The sequence below is a fragment of the Pseudomonas sp. MPFS genome (assembly GCF_022537035.1).
Taxonomy (GTDB): Bacteria; Pseudomonadota; Gammaproteobacteria; order Pseudomonadales; family Pseudomonadaceae; genus Aquipseudomonas; species Aquipseudomonas sessilinigenes.
Genome location: NZ_CP066123.1, coordinates 3,672,139 through 3,687,556, shown reverse-complemented (window position 1 = coordinate 3,687,556; position 15,418 = coordinate 3,672,139). Strand labels below are relative to the sequence as shown.

Here is a 15,418-nt window from a genome sequence, read left to right as displayed (position 1 = left end):
CGCTGCAACCATAAGGATTCAATGACCCATGCCCAGTCTTACACGCAGGAAGCTCTTGCAGGCGGCCGCCATCGGCTCGTTCTTTTCATCCTTGCCGCTGTCCATTCGCCAAGCCCTGGCCATACCGGCGAACAACCGCACGGGGACAATCAAGGACGTCGAACATGTCGTCATCCTGATGCAGGAAAACCGCTCCTTCGATCATTACTTCGGCACCTTTCCCGGGGTTCGCGGCTTCAGTGATCGCTTCACCATTCCGTTATCCGGCCAGCGCGATGTCTGGGAGCAGCAGGGCAAAGGCCGGATCGTCATGCCGTATCACCTGGACAGTTCCCGTGGCAATGCCCAGCGGGTCAGTGGCACGCCGCATACCTGGCCTGACGCCCATGCGGCCTGGAGTGATGGGCGCATGAATGCCTGGCCGACGCACAAGACCAGCACGTCCATGGGTTACTACCGCGAGCAGGAATTGCCTTTCCAGTTCGCCCTGGCCAATACCTTCACCCTGTGCGACGCCTATCACTGTTCGGTGCATGCGGGCACCAACCCCAATCGGCTGTTTCTCTGGACCGGCAGCAATGGTGCGTCCGCGGCCCAGGTGGCTGCGGTGGTCAATGAATGGGACGGTCCGGGGCCAACCAACGTTGGCTACAGCTGGAAAACCTACCCCGAGCGGTTGGAGGAGCAAGGGGTCAGCTGGAAGGTCTACCAGCATCTGCCGGATAACTTTGGCGACAACCCCCTGGCGGGCTTTCGCCAGTACCGTGCAGCCAGCGTACAGGTGGGCAATCCGGCCCAGCCCCCCAGTGGCTTCAATGCCTACGTGCCTTATAGCGATGCGCTCAATGCCGTGGCGCCCTTGTACAAGGGCAACGGCAATACCCTGCCAGCCAGCAGTGGCAGCAACCTGGAAGCGATCATCGCGGGCTTTCGCAACGACGTGCAGGCGGGCAAGCTGCCCCAGGTTAGCTGGATCGTGGCCCCGGCGGCCTACTCGGAGCATCCCGGGCCATCGAGCCCGGTACAGGGTGGCTGGTTCGCCCAGGAGATCCTGCAGGCCCTGACCAGCAATCCCGAGGTCTGGAGCAAGACCGTACTGTTGCTGACCTACGATGAAAACGATGGCTTCTTCGACCACGTACCGTCGCCTTCGGCACCTTCCCAACGCCAGGACGGCAGCTTTGCCGGCAAATCGACGCTAGGTTTCGACAACGAGTTGTTCAAGCACCCGGCGCCACCGGGCTCGACCCAGCAACCACGCCCCGATGGCGGCGTGTATGGGCCCGGGCCACGGGTACCGATGCTGGTGCTTTCGCCCTGGAGTCGCGGCGGCTGGGTCAACTCGCAGGTGTTCGATCACACCTCGGTCCTGCAATTTTTGGAAAAACGCTTCGGTGTTCGTGAGCCGAACATCAGTGCCTGGCGTCGCGCGGTATGTGGCGACCTGACCTCGGCGTTCAACTTCGTCGACCCCAACCATGAACCACTGCCAGCGTTGCAGACCACCACGCGCCAGGCCGCCGACAGCCTGCGCCAGCGTCAGGAAAAGCTGTTGCCCGTGCCGGTGCCATCGGCCAGCAAGCAGTTGCCTCCGGTACAGAAACGCCTGGCCCGTCCTTCGCGAGCCCTGCCATACCGGCTGCATGTCGACAGCCAACTCGACCCCAAGACCCGGAGTTTGTCCCTGAGCCTGCAGAACACGGGCGAGCAAGGGGCGGTGTTCCATGTCTACGATTGCCTGCGCCTGAGCGATATTCCACGGCGTTACACCGTGGAGGCCGGCAAGGCGCTGCAGGACAGTTGGTCGGTGGTGGAGCGCTATCAGCTATGGGTATTGGGGCCGAACGGCTTCCACCGCAGTTTTCACGGCCAGTTGCAGTTGCGCCAGCCCGAACTGCTAGTGACTTCCAGCAACAATCAGTTGCAACTGACCCTGAGCAACCCTGGAGAGCACGCGGTATCGATCTCTATCGACCGTTGCCCCTATACCCAGCAGGGGCCGTGGACATTGTCGGTGCCTGCCGGGGCGCAGGTGCGCCAGGTGTTTGCCTGCGAGTCCAGCGGCGGTTGGTATGACCTGACATTGCACAGTGAGGGTGGCTGGCTGCGCCGCGTGGCCGGGCGTCTGGAAACCGGCGCCCATAGCATCAGTGATCCATTGATGGGGCAGGGGTGAGGGCTGGTCCCGGTGAACGGGTTTTGTACGCCGGCCATGCGCTTTTCGAGGGGGCGGCCTAAAGACAAACCGGTTCTTTACTGGGAAGGTCTTCGCACAGGTGCAGGCACGGGATAGTCACTGTGAGAATGAAACTACCGCCTGCTGCAGGAATGCCAAAAGCAACTAATGCTGCATGGCAGAAGTTGTGATGAATGGTGTGAATAGATAGCGTGCTTAGTTGTTTGCTTCAAATAGCGGATCCCCTGGAGGGGATCCGCTAACAGCAATGCTTACTTAGGCATGACCCAGGATTGTAGGGTATAGCCGCCCAGGCTCAGCTCGTCACGAGCCTGCTTGAGCAGGGTTTCCAGCTGGGCTGGATCGGAGTAGGCGCTGCAGGGAATCTGGGCACGGCCAATACGGGTGCTGGTGCGGTCGACAACGGTCAGGCTCAGCTCGCCGTTACCGTCCTGTGGGGCCCAGGCCACGCATTGGAAAGGCTGGAATGCGCGGTCGGCGATCAAGAGTGCTTCGTTGATACGGAGCGGGGCGTTCATGGGGTCTTCTCTCTATGTGCCCAATCAAATGATGTGCCGTCGGTTGGGCTTACCGTTCGGCTGGTTATTTGTACTGATGCACCGAGATAGGCATCGGGTCACACCGAAAAACAAGTTTTTACATCTTTCGTCGAAGAGGCTTGTGTCAGAGCCTTTAGTTGCGGGGTTTTTAAAAAACAACTGCGACAATCAGTCGCTCGGATGGACCCTCGATGCGCACCTTAGTTCCTTTGGTAATCGGCGCTATAAGCAATTGATACATTCCGGTGTCAAGTTCTTGCTAATGTTACAGCCAGGTTTTCCAAGCCGCTGTTTCTAGTAACTTTTCCGCTTTTTTGGGCACCGAGGAACAGTCATGCTCGAAGCTTGCGCGCAGCGTCGTTTGCTGGTGGTGGACCCCTGCGAGGACTGCCATCGGTTGTTACCCGGGTTGCGTACCATCGGTTGGGACGTCGATAGCTGTGACCTGGAGTCTGCGCGCGAGCGCTCGTGCGATGTTGGCCTGTTGCGCCTGCAACCTTTCCATCTGGAGCGCCCGGAAGCGGTCAAGGACCTGATCAGCCGCAGCGGCACCGAGTGGATAGCAGTGCTGAGCCAGGAAGTCCTGCGACTGCAAAAGGTCGGTGACTTCGTCTGCGAGTGGTTTTTCGACTTTCATACCTTGCCATTCGATGTGTCGCGGGTGCAGGTCACCCTGGGACGCGCTTTTGGCATGGCGCGCTTGCGGGGCCAGGGTTCGATCCATGTGGACCAGCCAGAACACGAGCTGCTGGGTGACAGCCGTTCGATCCGTGACCTGCGCAAGCTGCTCGGTAAGCTGGCACCCACCGAGTCGCCCGTGTTGATCCGTGGGGAGAGCGGTACCGGCAAGGAGCTGGTGGCGCGCACCCTGCACCGCCAATCCCTGCGCCATGACAAGCCCTTTGTCGCCATCAACTGCGGAGCGATTCCGGAGCACCTGATCCAGTCCGAGTTGTTCGGTCATGAAAAGGGGGCCTTCACCGGTGCTCACCAGCGTAAGGTGGGGCGCATCGAGGCGGCCAATGGCGGCACGCTGTTCCTGGATGAAATAGGTGACTTGCCTCTGGAGCTACAGGCCAACCTGTTGCGTTTTCTTCAGGAAAAACACATCGAGCGGGTAGGGGGTAGCCAGCCGATCCCAGTGGATGTTCGAGTCCTGGCGGCGACCCACGTGGACTTGGAAGCGGCCATCATCAGCGGTCGTTTTCGCGAAGACTTGTACTACCGGCTCAATGTGCTGCAGGTGGTCACGGCGCCCTTGCGTGAGCGCCATGGCGACCTGGGCATGCTGGCCAGCCATTTTGCGCATTTCTACAGTCAGGAAACCGGGCGCCGGCCGCGCAGCTTCAGCGAGGATGCCCTGGTAGCCATGGGCAAGCACGACTGGCCGGGCAATGTCCGTGAGCTGGCCAATCGGGTGCGCCGTGGCCTGGTACTGGCCGAAGGCCGGCAGATCCAGCCCAGCGATCTGGGCCTGCACAGCCTGCCTTCCCAAGATGTGCCCATGGGCACCCTGGAAGACTACAAGCATCGTGCCGAGCATCAGGCCTTGTGCGACGTGCTCAACCGCCATAGCGACAACCTCAGCGTCGCCGCCCGGGTCCTGGGTATTTCACGCCCGACCTTCTACCGTTTGCTGCACAAGCACCAGATCCGCTAGGGCGGGAGAAAGGCCAAGGCCCGCGGCGATTGGGGAATCGCAGCGGGCCTTGGTTTTTGCGGCGGCTTAGAAATAGTAGGGGAATTTCAGGCTGAAGGTGAAGTCCGGGGCGTCCTGGGTCATGCCCAGGGCCAGGTTGGGCACGATGGTCAGGTGGTCGGTGGCCGCAATGGTCATGCCGACGTTGAAGTAGGCGGCGTTGGCATCGCTGGACTCCACGCTTTGCCAGTCCTGGCCGCTGTACTTAATCTTGCTCTTGCGCTGGATCTGGTCGGAAACCGAGAACGCCATGCTCATTTTCTCGTTCAGGGCGAAGGCTACACCGGCGCCGACCTGGAAGCTGTCCCCCATTTGCACCTTGCCCGGTGTCTTGGTGCCGACGGTAGAGCTGACGTCTCCAAAGGATTCTTCCAGGCTGTGGGTGTAGGACACGCTACCGAAAAGCACCGCCGGGTCGAAGGTCTTGACCAGCGAGATACCTGGGGTGATGGACCAGACGCCGTTACCGGTTGGCAGGTTTTCCGGTACGAACAGATTGGTATTGTCCGAGGATGCTTGAACAAACTTGATGCCGAACGGGTCCTTGCCGGTGGGGGCTTTTACCCGCAGGCTGACCACCGCATCAGGAAGGCTGTCGGATTCGTCGAGGAATTTGTAGGCAACCCCGAAGTTGACGTCTCCCAGCGTAGGATCGCGAGTGACGGTTTTTTCTGAAATAGACTGCGCCGATCCACCGTTAGCCCCTGCCGCCGAGTAAACCGACTCGCGGTAGACGATCGGTGCGTTGATATCGAACTGCCAGCGGTTGTTGAGGTTGTAGCGGGCGGTCAGGTCCATGGTCCAGGTATCCGACTTGATCCGGTCCAGGTTGATTTTGCCCAGAAGAATCGAGTCCAGTGCCAGAAATCCATTGAGGACTAACTGGCGAGTGTCGTAGCGGGCATAGGTCAGGCCGGTTTCGAAGCTGAACTTGCCGCCGCCAAAGAAGCCGCTGGCCTCGTCATACAGGTTGGTCACGCTCTGGGCGGGAGTCGAATCATCCTTGAGCGACTGCCCATAGCTGGCACCGCCGCCAGCGCCTCCGGAGGCCGCTGCGGCCCCGGTACCGGCAACCTGGGGGTTGCCCTTGAGGTCCGAAGGCGACTTGGCCAGGCGCTTGGGCTGTGGGGCGGCAGGCTGGTCCTCGACCTGGCGGACCCGTTGCTCCAAGACCGCCAGCGCCTTCTGTTGCACGTCATAACGCTGCTTCAGCTCCAGAAGTTCCCGTTTCAGGGCCTCTACATCCGAGTCGGGCGCTGCTTGCAGCGCCATCGGAAAGAGGGTGCTCAAACATACAACCGCGCGCAGTGAAACCGATCGATACATGAAATAAACCGTCCCTTGTAAACCCCAATGGTCGAAAGCAGCGTAGTTCAGAATTTCAAATTGCGTAGTCCGTTCAGCGTCGTCAGATTGCAGTCCAGAGCGCCGGTGCTAGGGCCGTTGTTTTGTAGGACAACATTGAGTTGGGTGAGGTTGTTCACCAAGTTGCTGTTGCCCAGTAGACGGGTGTTCTGCAACACATTGCCCTGGGCCACTTGCTGCAGGGTATTACCCTGGTTGGCATTGGCCTGGATGGCCATCTGGATGCCGCCGCTGAGCGCCGAGACCGTAACGCTGCCGGCAGCGTTGCTACTGGTGATGGTCTGGCCGTTTACCAGTGCCTGGCCGGGGCTAATGCCCTGGGTCGGTGCCTGATTGGCCTCGCTGACGTTGATGCTGACGTTGTTGTAGGCGCTGTTGCTGTCGCCCGCAGCCCGGACCACCTGGGTCACGCCCTGGCCGGTGCCCAGGCCAGAGCCGCCGATCACATTGCCGGTGCCCTGGGCAGGGGTGCTGCCATTGCCGGTCTGGTTGATGGTGGTGACATAGAACTGGGGTTTGATCGTCGACTGCTGGATCTGCAGGGTGCTGCTGGCGCCGATCAGGTCGCCACTGGCGTTGCGCCAGGTCGTGCTCATGACAATGCCGAAACTGATGATGCGCCCGGGCATGACATAGCGGCCGCGCAATTGCGAGAGTTCCTGGTCCTGCACTTCGATGGGCTTGAAACCCGCATGGGCCGGAAGAGCTGCTGCCAGGCAGGCCGCGGCCAGCCAGTATGAAGTCTTCATCTGCTGCTCCCGGAGCATCCTGCCCCTTTCTAGTTGTCTGGGCTTCTAGAAGAAGTCGCTCTGGATGAAACCAAAATCCATCAGCTCCGCATCTCGGACCGGGTAAAAGGTATCGAGCTTGTTTTTCGCGGTCAGCGGGGCAGGTGGGTCGAGCAACGCGTTGGTCTTGTCATAGCCGGGGCCGATGATGGCGAAGACGATGCCATTCCAGCCCTTGACGAAATCTTCATGGGTATAGCGCTTGTGTCCCAGGACCGGGTCGCCGATGTATACCCAGTCTTTTTGGGCCCGTTGCAGCACCACGAAGTGCTTGTAGCCGCGGATTTCCATCAGCACGATCACCGGAATGCTCACGGATTCGAGCTTGTCGGCCGGGATCCGGTAGCCGCGGGCACGCATGCCGATGCTCTCGGCGTAGCGCTTCATGTCGAGCATGGAAAACCCCTGGGTCTGGACCAGTTTCTGATCCGACGTGGTCAGCATGCCCTTGATCACCTGTTCTTCGTTGACATCCAGCCAGTAGGCGTGGCGCAGGATGGTGGCCAGGGAGGCGGCACCGCAGCTGAAATCGGTCTTCTGCTCGACGAGGTCGGCAAACTTGCGTTCGCGTACGCTCTGTACCTTCTTGAAGAGCAAGCCGCCATCGGGCAGGCCGGCAAAGGCCATCTGCGCTGCGTGTACCGGGCCACAAAGGCTCAGCGCCAGAATAAGGATTGCAGTACGCATGATCGTTACGCCTGGTAAGACTGTGGAAAAGCCCCGTTTCCGGGGCTTTCGTTACGATCGCGACTACATGCAGGCTTTGCAGCCGGCAGCGATGGACAGCGAGTTGCTTTGTTGGTTGCCCACGCCGGCCGAGACGTTGGCCCCACCGTTGCCCGAGAAGCCATTCATCGAGCCGGTCATGCTGGCGTTGTTGACCACTGGGTTTTTCCAGCCGTCTTTGGTCAGCACTTGCTGGGTCCAGTAGCCAGCCAGTTCGACAGTGCCTTGTTCCTTGAAGGTGAGTTTTTGATCGTCGTTGCCATGGCCTTTGTCGCCATAGCCATGACCATGATCGTCGCCTTCGATCTTGCCGCTGCCGGTACCTTTGTAGGTGCCGGAGGCTACGAAGCCGCCACTGAGGGTGGTGGTTTTGTAGGCCTGGACGCCTTTGTTATCCACGACCAGGTTGGTCGAGGACTGGTTGGCCGAAGCCGCTGCGGTGGCTACCCGGCCGCCGGATACGGCGATTGCCAGGTTGTTTTTCTGTTGGTTGAAGTCGCCGGAGGTGACGTTCATGCCAATGTTGCCGGAGCCGTTGTTGCCCGAGTTGTTGAGCACGGCATTGTTTTGGGTTGAAGAGTTTTTCACGTAGTTGTTGTTGTTCACCTGGGTGGCGCTGGAGACGGCGATGGCGCTACCGAAGATGAAGCGTTCATCGGCGGTGGCCAGGGCAGCGGCATTGTCTTGTTGGTTGCCATCGCCGGCTGCGGCGTTGGCGCCCATGTTGCCGTTGGAGCCGTTCAACGAGCTTTCGATCTTGGCGTTGTTGTTGGTGCCTTGGTTTTTCACCACGTTGGTGTCGCTTTCTTGGACGTCAGTCACTGCAGCACCGGCCCCGGCGGTGATTTGCAGCAGCGTGTTGAGATCCGGGCCTTGGTTGCCATGGTGGCCGCCGTGACCGTGGTTGTTGTTTCCACCTGCCTGGGCAGCCATTGCCATGATGGCGGCCAGTGCGAAAACCAGTGGTTTGAGAGCCATTGTTGGTTTCATGGTGTTTCTCCGGTGCTTATTAGTTGGTTAAGTGTTGGTACTTTCTAATCGCACTACGAAGGGTCAGTCTGCGACCCGGATGCTCAGGGTGTTAGCCATCTGGTTCCCCACCCCGGCACTCTGGTTCACCTGGACGACTCCCCGGCTGCCGGTGAAGGCCTGATCGCTGGTCGCGACCTGGCGGCTGCCTTGATGGGTATCAGGTGCTCCTGAGTTTGGTGACAGCGCAACGTTCTGCTGCGAAAGCGCGCTGTCGTCCATGCCTTGCGGATTGGCGCTGATGCTGATCCGCAAGGTATTGGCCATCTGGTTGTTGGCACCGGATGACTGGTTCACGCCCAGTGCGCCGCTACCGTTACTGAAAGAGTTGCCGCCGATGGTGCTGCTGGCATTGACCGAGCGGTCGGCGGGCGTAGTGATTTTCTGGATCACGCTGGTGCTGGCACTGGCATTGGTACCGATGGCGATCGCCCGGGCGTTGGTCTGTTGTTGCTGATCGCCGGCGGCCTGGTTGATGTTGAGGTTGCCGGTATAGCGGGTGCCGGAATTGCTCAGGGTTGCGGTGTCCTGGACTGGGGCACCGCTATCGGCCATGGCCGAGGTGCAACCGAGCAGGGCCAGCAGGATCAATGCGCGTTTCATCTCAACGGCCTCCGATATTGTTCAGGGGCGCCATGCCGGCACTGATGGAGCGATTGATCGAGTTGGAAATGGTGCTTCCAGAGCCACCACCGTGGCCGGCGGCCATGCCGGGCAGGCCATTGGAGTTGGTGATGACGTTCATGCCGGCAACCCCGGTGCCATTGGGCATCACCGCTCCCCGGACCAGGGAGCCGCTGCTGATACCGGCGAACTCGCTGTCGGTCATTTCATCATTGGCCATGCTGGTGACCAGGCCAGAAGGGTTGGCATTGACGGTGGTGGGGTTGTTGTCGAGGTTCAGCGGGCGACCAGCCATAGTCGGGTGCACCTGGCGTTCAAGCACGATCTCGCCATTGCCTGCCGCCAGAGCCGGAAGGCTGCACACTGCGCTGACGGCACAACTGATCAGCATCAGGCGGGTAAAACTTCTAGGTAGAGTCCCCACGGCGGTATTCCTTCTTCTCAGTGCTGGCCCTAGTCAGCGTTGAGAGGGAGAGAGCAGAAGCCGTGCCGGTTTTCATTTGTTTCGAGTAATCAAGGATTTGCGAATTCCCAAGGCAAATACGCAAAGAAGCTGTTTCATGGATGAGACAGCATTGGCCTGCGGCCAATGGCCATAACCCTGGCAATGCTCTGGAATGCGGGTTGCTGGGCTGTTGTATCGCAGGCTTAACAGTTTTGCCGATTAGCCGTGCTGGCCCAGGAAAATGGCGGGCGGGTCTGCGCAGGAGTGTTTCAGGAATGGACACTGGCAGCCTTGATTGGCCGCCAGCGATCAATCCAGCAGGTACTGCCGGACCAGTTCGAAGGCTTGCTGGCGACGAGCCGACCAGTCACCGCCGATGACCCGATAGGTTTGCCGGTGCTGTTCCAGCCACTGCTGCGTGGCGTCGAAGAACGCTTGGCGCTGGGCCAGTTGTGGCTGGCAGCGCAGGCCGTCGCCGCTCCAGGGCACGCCTTGGGGCGATAGCAGCAGGTGCAGGTCGTAATGCCGGGCCAGTAGCTGTTCTTCCAGCCACGGTGGGCAGTCGTGGAACAGGACCTGGCTCCAGAGCATATTGCTCAGCAGGTGAGTATCGAGAATCAGCAGGTCAGGTTGCTGTGCCCGAGCCTGATCCTCCCAGGCCAGTTGGCCTCGGGCGATTTCGGGAATGTCCGCCAGGCAGGTGTCGCGGCGCTCCTGTTCCATGAAATGACGCACGTATTCAGCGACCTGAAGGCCACCGAAGTGAGCTTGCAGCTCGGCCGCCAACCAGCTCTTGCCGCTGGACTCGGGGCCGGTAAGGACCAGGATCTTCATGGTTGCAAGGCCGGATCGGCACGCCAGCTGCGCCAGCCCTGGATGGCCAGCAGGGTGAACAAGGCATATAGGGCCGCAGTGAGATACAGCGCCTTATAGATGAACAGGCCGACGAAGATCACATCCACCGCGACCCACAATGGCCAGCACTGCACACGCTTTTGCGCCATCCACCATTGCGCCACCAGGCTGAAAGCCGTCAGGGCGGCATCGAGCCAGGGTTGGGCGGCATCGGTCCAATGGGCCATGGCGGCCCCCAGCAGCAGACTGCCAAGAGCGCCCAGAGCCAATCCCTGGAGCAGCGCCGGGTATTGCAGCTGGCTGACTGGACGCCCCTGGTGCTGCTCGCCGCCGCGGGTCCATTGCCACCAGCCATAGAGCTGCAGCGCGGCATAGACCACCTGCAGCAGCATGTCGGAATAGAGTTTGACCTCGTAGAAGATCCAGCTGTAGAGCAGCACCATGACCAGGCCGATGGGCCAGCACCAGGGGTTCTGCTTGACCGTCAGCCAGACGGCGATGACGCCGAGCGCAGCGGCAAACAGTTCAAGCCCGGACATGGCGGTTCCTTGGGGAAATGGCGAAAGGGGGCGGATTGTACCCAGAGTAGGGGCCGTGCGTCAGGCCTTGCCCGAATCCGCCTGTGCAACCAGCACCGGCGGATTCGCACGCACCGCGAAATCAGACGCGGAATTGCCGGAGCAGGCCATTGAGCTGTTCGGACAACTCCTTGAGGTGGCGGCTGGCAGTACTGGAGTGCTGGGCCGCCAGGGCCGTGCCCTGGGACAGCCCGGCGGCCTGGCCGACGTTGTGGTTGATGTCCTCCACGACATGGGCCTGCTGCAGGGTAGCGCTGGCAATCGAGGCATTGAGGTTGTTGAGGGTATGCAGCGCCTGGCCGATGGCGCTGAGGCTGGCCCCTGCCAGGCCGGCTTGCTCGATGGTCAGTTGCGAGGCCCGGCTGCTGTCGCCGATGACCTTGACGGCCGCTTCGGAGTGATTTTGCAGGCGCTCGATCATGCCCTGGATTTCCGCAGTGGATTGCTGGGTGCGCTGGGCCAGCAGGCGCACCTCGTCGGCGACTACGGCAAAACCCCGGCCCTGCTCGCCGGCGCGGGCGGCCTCGATAGCGGCATTCAGGGCCAGGAGGTTGGTTTGTTCGGCGATGGAGCGGATCACCTCCAGCACCGTACCGATCTGGGTGCTTTCGGTGGCCAGGGTACGGATCACCTCCACGGCCTGATCGATGGTGCCTGACAGTTGGTCGATCTGTTGCAGGCTGCTGTCGATATTGACCTGGCCTTGCTGGGCCTGGACCTCGGCCTCGCGCACTTCGTCGGCGGCCTGTTCGGCATTGCGCGCCACGTCCTGGACGCCGGTGGTGACCTGGCTGATGGCGGCTGCCACCTGTTCCATTTGCAAGGATTGCTGTTGGCTGCGCTCCTGGGCCTCGAAGGCATTGCTGCCCAGTTCGCTGGAGGATTGCTCCAGGGCGGCTGCGCTGGCCTGCAATTGGGTCACGACGCCACGCAATTTGGCGGTGAAGCCGTTGAAGTGGCGGGCCAGCTCGGTGACTTCATCCTGGCCGTGGGTATCCAGGGTACGGGTCAGGTCGCTTTCACCGCTGGCGATATTGGCCATGGCGTGCACGGCCTCACGCAGCGGGCTGACGATACTGCGCACGATCAGTACCACCAGGGCGCCCATCAGCAGGGCGATCACCAGGCCAACCGAGGACGCACGCAATACCTGGGCATAGAACTCTTCCTGTAGGTCATCGATGTACACCCCGGAGCCGATGATCCAGCCCCAAGGCTGGAACAGTTGGATATAGGAGGTCTTCTGCACCGGCTCCTGGGCTCCGGGCTTGGGCCAGCGGTAATCGACCATGCCGGCACCCTTGGCCTTGGCCACCGCCACCATTTCGTTGAATACCTGGAAACCGTCCGGGTCCTTGATAGCGCCCAGGTTCTGTCCATCAAGCTTGGGGTTGGCCGGGTGCATGATCATCACCGGCGTCAGGTCGTTGATCCAGAAATAGTCATTCTGGTTGTAGCGCAGGCCACGGACCGCCTGCAGTGCCTGCTGCTGCGCCTGTTCGCGGCTCAGGCTGCCGGAGGCTTCCAGGCCCTGGTAGTAGTTCAGTACGCCAGCGGCGGTCTGCACCACATGCTGGGTTTTCTGCGCCTTGGCCTGGTACAGGTCGTCATGAATCTGCTTGAGCATCATCACGCCCAGGGTTACCAGGGTCAGCACTGCCACGACCAGGATCAGCCAAAGGCGCTGGCTGATGGACATCTTGCGTAGGCTATTCATCATCCGGTCACTCCAGATTCTTGTTCTTGTCATAAAAGCTCGTAAGCATCCAAGCATGCCTGCCTGCGAGCGCCAACCCTACGGAAGTCCAATAACATCGCGGCGCATTTTGCGCCTGTCTGCTAGGATTTCGGCGCCTTTACACAAAACCTGAAGTTTTCTGAGTTTTTCACAGATTTTTCATGGGCTTGTGTTGATCTTGCCAGCGCTGCGGTTTTGGCTGTGATCGACGCCGTGAAGGCTTTGAATATTTAAAAAGAGGCATGCCACGAGCAGGGCCTCATTGGGGGATTGATGGATCTTTGGACCGCCGTACAAGCATTGATACTCGGGATTGTCGAAGGGCTCACCGAGTTTTTACCCATCAGTAGCACCGGGCACCAGATCATTGTGGCCGACTTGCTGGATTTTGGTGGCGAACGGGCAATGGCCTTCAACATCATCATCCAGTTGGGCGCGATCCTGGCAGTTGTCTGGGAATTCCGCCGCAAGATCTTCGATGTGGTAGTGGGCCTGCCCACCCAGCCCAAGGCCCGGCGTTTTACGGTCAACCTGATGGTGGCGTTTTTCCCGGCAGTGGTGCTGGGGGTGATTTTCGCCGACCTGATCCACGCTTATCTGTTCAACCCGATCACCGTGGCCACGGCGCTGGTGATTGGCGGGATCATCATGTTGTGGGCCGAGCGTCGCCAGCATCAGGTCCATGCCGAGAGCGTCGATGAAATCACCTGGAAGGACGCCCTCAAGGTGGGGTTCATCCAGTGCCTGGCAATGATTCCAGGAACCTCGCGCTCCGGCTCGACCATCATCGGTGGCTTGCTCTTCGGCCTGTCGCGCAAGACCGCGACCGAGTTCTCGTTCTTCCTGGCCATGCCAACCATGGTCGGGGCGGCGGTGTACTCCGGCTACAAGTACCGCCATCTGTTCCAACCTGACGACTTGCCGGTGTTCGCCATCGGCTTTGTCACCGCGTTCATCTTCGCGATGATTGCGGTCAAGGGGTTGCTGAAATTCATTGCCAGCCACAGTTATGCGGCATTCGCCTGGTATCGCATCGCCTTTGGCCTGCTGATCCTGGCGACCTGGCAGTTCGGTTGGGTCGATTGGGCGGCGGCCAAGGCGTGAAGGGCAGCCGTCAAGAAGGGCGTCCGGGCAATGCTGGGCGGGTTCAGCATGCCAGGAGCAAGCTGCTGGTCTTCGTCCTGTTGTGCGCCTTGCCATTGTTCGGCGCCCTGTCCCTGTGGTGGCGGGGCGTCTCGGCCATTCCTCTGCTGGCCTACGGCGCGGTCAGCCTGCTGACGTTCCTGGTCTACTGGCACGACAAACGTCGGGCCCGGGACCAGGGGCAACGTACGCCCGAGAACGTCCTGCATGCCCTGGAGCTGGCGGGTGGCTGGCCCGGGGCCTTGCTGGCGCAACAACTAGTGCGACACAAGACCCGCAAGCTGTCCTATCAGACCGTGTTCTGGTTGATCGTGGCCTTGCACCAGGTGTTCTGGATCGATCGACTGTTTCTTGAGAGCGGCCTGTTGAGCTGGATCTAGATCTGCAATCCGACCTGCGCCCGTTTGGGTAGCTTGGCCACCACCAACTGATGCGAGCGTTGCAACAGTTGCTTCAACTCAGCCGCTTCCAGGGGATAGGGCACGCGCAATATGACCCAGTGGGCGCGAGCCAGGTAGGGCGCAGGAGAAACACCGGGGCGGTCGACATGGCCGAGGAACAGCTCAGGGTCGACCTTGAAGGCCAGGGATTCGCCCCGCAGGTTCTGCAGGGCGAACATCTTGGTCCCGGCAATCGAGAACACCCGCACACCTCCCCATTTGTAGTCTTCCCGGGCACCGGGCAGTCCCAGGCAAAACTGTGCCACTTGTTCTTGATCCATCAGTGGGGCTTTCACAGCAATCTGTCTCCACAGGCTTCGAAGGATTCGCGCAGGTGATCGATCCAGGCCCGCACGGCTGGCATCACGCCACGGCGATGGGGGTATACCGCTTGCAGCCAACCACCGGGCAGAGACCATTGTGGCAGCAACTGGATCAGTTGGCCGCTTCTCAGCTCTTCTTCGCAATAGAGCATCGGCAGCACTGTGCATCCAAGGCCGGCGAGGGCGCAGGCTCTGCGTACAATGAAGTCGTCGATCCCAAGGCGTGCTTCCAGGGCCAGTTCATGGGCGTTGCCTTGCTCGTCCAGTAGGCGCAGATGCACCAGGCGGTCCGCTTCCAGGGCGCCAAGGATCGGCAGGTGGCGCAGGTCATCCGGATGTTCCACTGGATGGCGTTGCAGGAATGCCGGGCTTGCGACTATCGCGGTCTGCGCCTGGCGCAGGCGCCGAGTGACCAGCAGCGGGTCCTCATCACCTTGCTCGCGTACCCGCAGCGCCACATCGACGCCTTCGTTGATCAGATCGACACGACGATTGAGCAGGAGCATCTCCAACTGCACTTGCGGATACTTTTGCAGGAAGCTGCTCACCAGGGGGGTCAGTAGCTCATGGGCCAGGCCGACCGGGCTCGATACCCGGAGCCGACCGCGAGGCTCGCTGGCCATGCTGGCCACGGCTTCGTCGGCCATTGCCGCCTCCAGCAACATGGCCTGGCAGTGGCGCAAGTATCGCTCGCCCACGGCCGTCAGCTTCAGTTGTCGGGTGGTGCGCTGCAGCAGCCGGGCATTGAGTCGTTCCTCCAACTCGGCGATGCGCCGCGACAGGCGCGACTTGGGAATCCCCAGCAGCCGGCCGGCCGCTGTGAATCCGCCAGCCTCGACCACTTTGGCGAAATAGTAGAGGTCGTTGAGGTCTTGCATGAGATACGGCCCTATTGTTCTGCTGATGGGATTAACTATCGCATTTATACC

16 protein-coding genes are annotated in these 15,418 nt (G+C 60.7%); 4 read left to right on the top strand and 12 right to left on the bottom strand.

Features of this window, described 5'->3' with window-relative positions; genetic code table 11:
* Positions 1–28: 28 nt before the first annotated feature.
* The gene (locus tag I9018_RS16850; protein WP_241106937.1) at positions 29–2,176 is read left to right on the top strand and encodes a phospholipase C, phosphocholine-specific; all 2,148 of its coding nucleotides are present in this window, start codon (positions 29–31) and stop codon (positions 2,174–2,176) included.
* A 272-nt stretch (positions 2,177–2,448) separates the two neighbouring features.
* Here the strand turns inward: I9018_RS16850 and I9018_RS16845 are convergent, their stop codons facing one another.
* The gene (locus I9018_RS16845) at positions 2,449–2,715 is read right to left on the bottom strand and encodes a hypothetical protein (RefSeq protein WP_068586606.1); all 267 of its coding nucleotides are present in this window, start codon (positions 2,713–2,715) and stop codon (positions 2,449–2,451) included.
* Positions 2,716–3,070: 355 nt separating this feature from the next.
* On the opposite strand from I9018_RS16845, the gene I9018_RS16840 reads away from it, so the two are divergent.
* Positions 3,071–4,396, top strand: a complete 1,326-nt coding sequence (locus I9018_RS16840; protein ID WP_124347717.1) for a sigma-54 dependent transcriptional regulator — start codon at positions 3,071–3,073, stop codon at positions 4,394–4,396.
* A gap of 66 nt (positions 4,397–4,462) precedes the next feature.
* Here I9018_RS16840 and I9018_RS16835 read toward each other — a convergent pair whose 3' ends face one another.
* The 9 genes from I9018_RS16835 to I9018_RS16795 form a co-directional block, all read right to left on the bottom strand.
* On the bottom strand, positions 4,463–5,761 hold the full coding sequence (locus I9018_RS16835; protein ID WP_241106936.1) for a hypothetical protein: 1,299 nt from the start codon (positions 5,759–5,761) through the stop codon (positions 4,463–4,465).
* Between the two features lie 47 nt (positions 5,762–5,808).
* Entirely contained in the window at positions 5,809–6,549 is a 741-nt protein-coding gene (locus I9018_RS16830; protein ID WP_241106935.1) for a hypothetical protein, read from the bottom strand.
* Between the two features lie 45 nt (positions 6,550–6,594).
* Positions 6,595–7,275, bottom strand: coding sequence for a C39 family peptidase (locus I9018_RS16825; RefSeq protein WP_068586595.1), 681 nt, complete (start codon positions 7,273–7,275; stop codon positions 6,595–6,597).
* 63 nt (positions 7,276–7,338) lie between these two features.
* Positions 7,339–8,304 (bottom strand): heme utilization protein, encoded by a 966-nt coding sequence (locus I9018_RS16820; protein WP_241106934.1) that lies wholly within the window; start codon positions 8,302–8,304, stop codon positions 7,339–7,341.
* 63 nt (positions 8,305–8,367) lie between these two features.
* Complete coding sequence (locus tag I9018_RS16815; RefSeq protein ID WP_241106933.1) at positions 8,368–8,946, bottom strand: adhesin; 579 nt, start codon at positions 8,944–8,946, stop codon at positions 8,368–8,370.
* A 1-nt stretch (position 8,947) separates the two neighbouring features.
* A complete protein-coding gene (locus I9018_RS16810) occupies positions 8,948–9,391 on the bottom strand; it encodes a hypothetical protein (RefSeq protein ID WP_241106932.1) in 444 nt (147 codons plus the stop codon).
* Positions 9,392–9,721: 330 nt separating this feature from the next.
* The gene (locus I9018_RS16805; RefSeq protein ID WP_241106931.1) at positions 9,722–10,246 is read right to left on the bottom strand and encodes an AAA family ATPase; all 525 of its coding nucleotides are present in this window, start codon (positions 10,244–10,246) and stop codon (positions 9,722–9,724) included.
* Positions 10,243–10,806 (bottom strand): nicotinamide riboside transporter PnuC, encoded by a 564-nt coding sequence (gene pnuC / locus I9018_RS16800; RefSeq protein WP_068586579.1) that lies wholly within the window; start codon positions 10,804–10,806, stop codon positions 10,243–10,245. The genes I9018_RS16805 and pnuC overlap by 4 nt, the downstream gene beginning before the upstream one ends.
* 121 nt (positions 10,807–10,927) lie before the next feature.
* A complete protein-coding gene (locus I9018_RS16795; RefSeq protein WP_241110161.1) occupies positions 10,928–12,562 on the bottom strand; it encodes a methyl-accepting chemotaxis protein in 1,635 nt (544 codons plus the stop codon).
* A 294-nt stretch (positions 12,563–12,856) separates the two neighbouring features.
* On the opposite strand from I9018_RS16795, the gene I9018_RS16790 reads away from it, so the two are divergent.
* Positions 12,857–13,687 (top strand): undecaprenyl-diphosphate phosphatase, encoded by an 831-nt coding sequence (locus I9018_RS16790; RefSeq protein WP_068586575.1) that lies wholly within the window; start codon positions 12,857–12,859, stop codon positions 13,685–13,687.
* Entirely contained in the window at positions 13,684–14,106 is a 423-nt protein-coding gene (locus I9018_RS16785; protein ID WP_068586684.1) for a DUF1294 domain-containing protein, read from the top strand. Before I9018_RS16790 ends, I9018_RS16785 begins: the two co-directional genes overlap by 4 nt.
* On the opposite strand, the gene I9018_RS16780 is transcribed toward I9018_RS16785, so the two are convergent.
* Complete coding sequence (locus I9018_RS16780) at positions 14,103–14,447, bottom strand: MmcQ/YjbR family DNA-binding protein (RefSeq protein WP_068586681.1); 345 nt, start codon at positions 14,445–14,447, stop codon at positions 14,103–14,105. The genes I9018_RS16785 and I9018_RS16780 overlap by 4 nt on opposite strands.
* A gap of 11 nt (positions 14,448–14,458) precedes the next feature.
* Positions 14,459–15,367: a LysR substrate-binding domain-containing protein gene (locus tag I9018_RS16775; RefSeq protein WP_241106930.1), complete on the bottom strand. Its 909-nt coding sequence runs from the start codon at positions 15,365–15,367 to the stop codon at positions 14,459–14,461.
* Positions 15,368–15,418 lie beyond the last annotated feature (51 nt).